This is a genomic window from Litorimonas sp. (assembly GCA_029936425.1).
Taxonomy (GTDB): domain Bacteria; phylum Pseudomonadota; class Alphaproteobacteria; order Caulobacterales; family Maricaulaceae; genus Litorimonas.
The window spans coordinates 1-3,157 of the sequence record JAPYSU010000042.1 but is presented as its reverse complement, the minus strand read 5'-3'; the positions used below and the strand labels follow the sequence as shown (position 1 = coordinate 3,157).

Genomic DNA, 3,157 nt, shown 5'->3' with positions numbered 1-3,157 from the left:
TACACCTCTCTTATGAACAGAAAACTCTGTCCACAAAAGTGGTTACAGATCAGCGGAGCGTAGCGACATCCGCGTGCTTTGACTTGTTAGCTTTTTATTCATTTTCAACACTTGAATCAGCAATCCTGTGAGAAAATCCAGGATAAGATTTGTCGAGGTCATCCAATATAGCATTAACCAATAGGCAAGCATCTGAAATTGTATCGGGCAGACTTTGTTGCTTCGGATAGCGATGGAGCCTGTGAAGTGGGTTTCCGCATGTTTCGAAGCAGGATTCTCGAACCGCCCCCCATGTTCCATGTGAGTACCCAGAAGTCCATGAATAGTGCGCGTCATAGGCATCTTTAACGCCTGCTTTTTCACTAATTTTCCTGAGATCCAAGCCACTCCAGCTCCCTAGCTCGATGTTTAGAAACTCTTCCCAAAGGTCTTCGCCGGCTATCGCCTCAATGGTGCTCTGGTTAATGTGTTTGGGCGGGTCCATTAGCTCATCAAATCGCAAGGCGTTTAATTTCGCTTGCCCCGCCCCATAAGCACGCCATTTCTTCCATAATTCAGTATCATCTTTATGCAACAAATACCTCAGTGAAATATGAGCTTCTAGGATTGTTCTGAGGCCAAGCCTTCCCAGAATACCGGTTCCAATACCTATACCTAGCATTTCGTCGAGGACTTTTACTACATAAAGTGCTATACCAAATACAGCATCGTGCGTCGCATCAATAGCGGTTGTAGAGTGTGTATCAGACCAGTGTGATTCGATTTCATGAAGAAGCGACGTTATATCAGTTCGAGAGACAGAAGGTACTTCCTCAATTGTTGATTCTTTTTCCTCCATAAGGGCTAAACAAGGCGAGTTTCTCCACGCTTCGTCCCAGAAAGCGTTTGGCCACGCCAAGTCTTTCTCTACCAGTGGATTTTCAGCCATTTCGGAGGCTCGAATGGATGGTCGTATTTTTCTTAGATCACCTTCATACGGATAGCCAAACCATTCCTCTGCCATTTCCCGTGGCACATGAAATTTCCCTGAAATCACCTGTGCCATTAATTTTAGCCAGCGACAGTCCGTAGCTTCTTGAGACTGATGCGGCAGATTGAAACCCACAGCATCCATCAAAATAGATATGTCGGGCTCTTCTTTAGGTAATAAATTAACCCATGTTTCCCTTGCAGGTAAGTTATCAAATAGAAGTAAAACCACTAGCGCTGATGCGGTGGTTTTATTTTCTAAGATAACCCCTATGAATTGCTCTCTTAGCGTATCAGGAAGTTTTGAAATTCCAGTTAAGGAAATATCTGAAAACTGATCTTTTTCGTCATGCTCACCGATGAATGAAAGTATTCTTCGGAATTCCTCAATAGCGTAATCTTGGCCATCAATCACTCGGATGATGGCAGCCCAAATCATTTCGGGGAGTCTCTCATTAGACCAAGACGAAAAAGTGACCTTATCAGCCACTACAGCAAAACCCGACTGTAGCTGTTTCCCAACTTTTTTGTGATCTTGCAGAGAAGTCCTATTTTTACCACTACGTGACTTCTTTCTCTTATTTTTACTTTTTGGCATTCAATTTCAATCCATGCTGAAGTGCGACTCGGAAAGCTAACGCCCGCCTCAGCCGCCGAAGGTCGGCTTGCAGGCCCTTGTTATGTTTCCGAAATTCGACTAACAATCCATACGACAAAAGCAAGAGCTGCAGCAGCCATTAGTGGAAGCATTACTCTATCTGAGCTCCATGGCTTTTTTTCCTTTTTCGCTTCTTCAGTGGCTCTATAGAATTCATCAACGCTTATTGGGCATGAAATCTCGTGCGAGTCATCCTCCATAAACCTATAAGCGTCCTCGAACTGCTCATCCAGACAAACCCATACGGTATAAGCATCTGAAACCACCACTCCCGGGGCTAGGCCAGTGTGTTCTCCACCGATATAGATGGGAACCCCATTCGACTCCAGCAAGAATTTAGCATTCCAAGCTTCTGTTCTATCAATGGTGCTGAACAGCTTTCGCATTCACACCCTCCCCAAAAACATAACGCCCTGTTAAGGGGTGAGCAACGCAATACAAAAGCCGCCGCATACCACCTTAATCACTTAAATCAACGCATAGTGAAAATGCCACGCGTTGCGAATCCCTCTTGAACAGTTTGTTATGCCTTGCCCCACTCGGTTCGAAGGACTGCCAAAACCACTGTATCCCACCACTGTTCTTTGAAAAAACGATGCTCTCTAAAATGTGCTTCTTGGCGCATACCCAGAGACTTACAGAGCTTAATAGCTGGCAAGTTTTTACTGATTGTCTCCGCATAAATGCGGCGAACTCCCAACTCCGAGAAACCAAAATCTGCCAGAGCCAAGGCGGCTTCATGACTTAACTTATTACCTTGAGAGATTCTGGAAAATGCACACCCCATCGAAGCCTGCTGATTGTCCTCTAGGCGTAAACAAACAGTCCCAACGAACTCACCTGACACCTTACATTCGACAGCTAATTGGTATGATTTTCTTGGCTTCTCAGAAGCCTGAGCGATAAACAAGCTTGTTAACTCTCGATATTTATTAGGGTCACAATCGCTTTCGTCATAGAAACGCTGATATTTAGCATCCTGAGACATAGCAACAAAAGCATCTTCATCGTTCGGAGTCATGTCCCTAATAATCAGACGCTTAGTCTCGATTTTAAACATCGAAAGTTCCTTTTTCTTTGTGAAGCATAACGCCGCGAACACGCGCTTGTCGCGTGCTTTGCCTTGTTAATCACTTGTAAATCCCTGCTTCAGTTAGCTTACGCAACATTGTCGAAATCATACCAACGTAGACCGCAAGCATGCCGATCCCAAAAACATACCAGGTTCCCTTGTACAAGAAAGGGCTAGGGGAGAATCCCGCCCACTTTCTGTAAGCAACGTCGGAAAGCGCATAAGCAAACAAAATCAGGACAAACTTCCCCGTTAGCACTAAAGCAGCCTTCTTTCGGGATATACGTCTATCAATTGCGCGTTTCCGTGTAGTTACCTCTGCTCCTGAAATAAGGAAAAAAACAAGTATAAAGGCTATCCAGTCGATCATTCGATTCCCAAAGTATTAACGCCCGGCGCAGCGGGCAAATTGGAGCGAGGAACGAGCGGAAATTTGATCCGCCTGCCGCCGCTTGTTA

The 3,157-nt window shown here is 45.0% G+C and carries 3 protein-coding genes; all 3 read right to left on the bottom strand.

What is annotated here, in order from left to right; all coding sequences use genetic code 11:
• Positions 1–94 precede the first annotated feature (94 nt).
• The 3 genes from ACN0IC_RS14755 to ACN0IC_RS14745 all read right to left on the bottom strand — a co-directional run bounded on the left by ACN0IC_RS14755 (position 95) and on the right by ACN0IC_RS14745 (position 2,687).
• On the bottom strand, positions 95–1,567 hold the full coding sequence (locus ACN0IC_RS14755) for a DUF5677 domain-containing protein (protein ID WP_007149976.1): 1,473 nt from the start codon (positions 1,565–1,567) through the stop codon (positions 95–97).
• An 80-nt stretch (positions 1,568–1,647) separates the two neighbouring features.
• A complete protein-coding gene (locus ACN0IC_RS14750; RefSeq protein WP_039926374.1) occupies positions 1,648–2,013 on the bottom strand; it encodes a DUF2007 domain-containing protein in 366 nt (121 codons plus the stop codon).
• 137 nt (positions 2,014–2,150) lie between these two features.
• A complete protein-coding gene (locus ACN0IC_RS14745) occupies positions 2,151–2,687 on the bottom strand; it encodes a GNAT family N-acetyltransferase (RefSeq protein WP_039926376.1) in 537 nt (178 codons plus the stop codon).
• Between the last annotated feature and the right edge of the window lie 470 nt (positions 2,688–3,157).

Coding starts and splice junctions, on each gene's coding strand:
- ACN0IC_RS14755 (WP_007149976.1), bottom strand. CDS start 1,567: ATGCCAAAAAGTAAAAATAAGAGAAAGAAGTCACGTAGTGGTAAAAAT.
- ACN0IC_RS14750 (WP_039926374.1), bottom strand. CDS start 2,013: ATGCGAAAGCTGTTCAGCACCATTGATAGAACAGAAGCTTGGAATGCT.
- ACN0IC_RS14745 (WP_039926376.1), bottom strand. CDS start 2,687: ATGTTTAAAATCGAGACTAAGCGTCTGATTATTAGGGACATGACTCCG.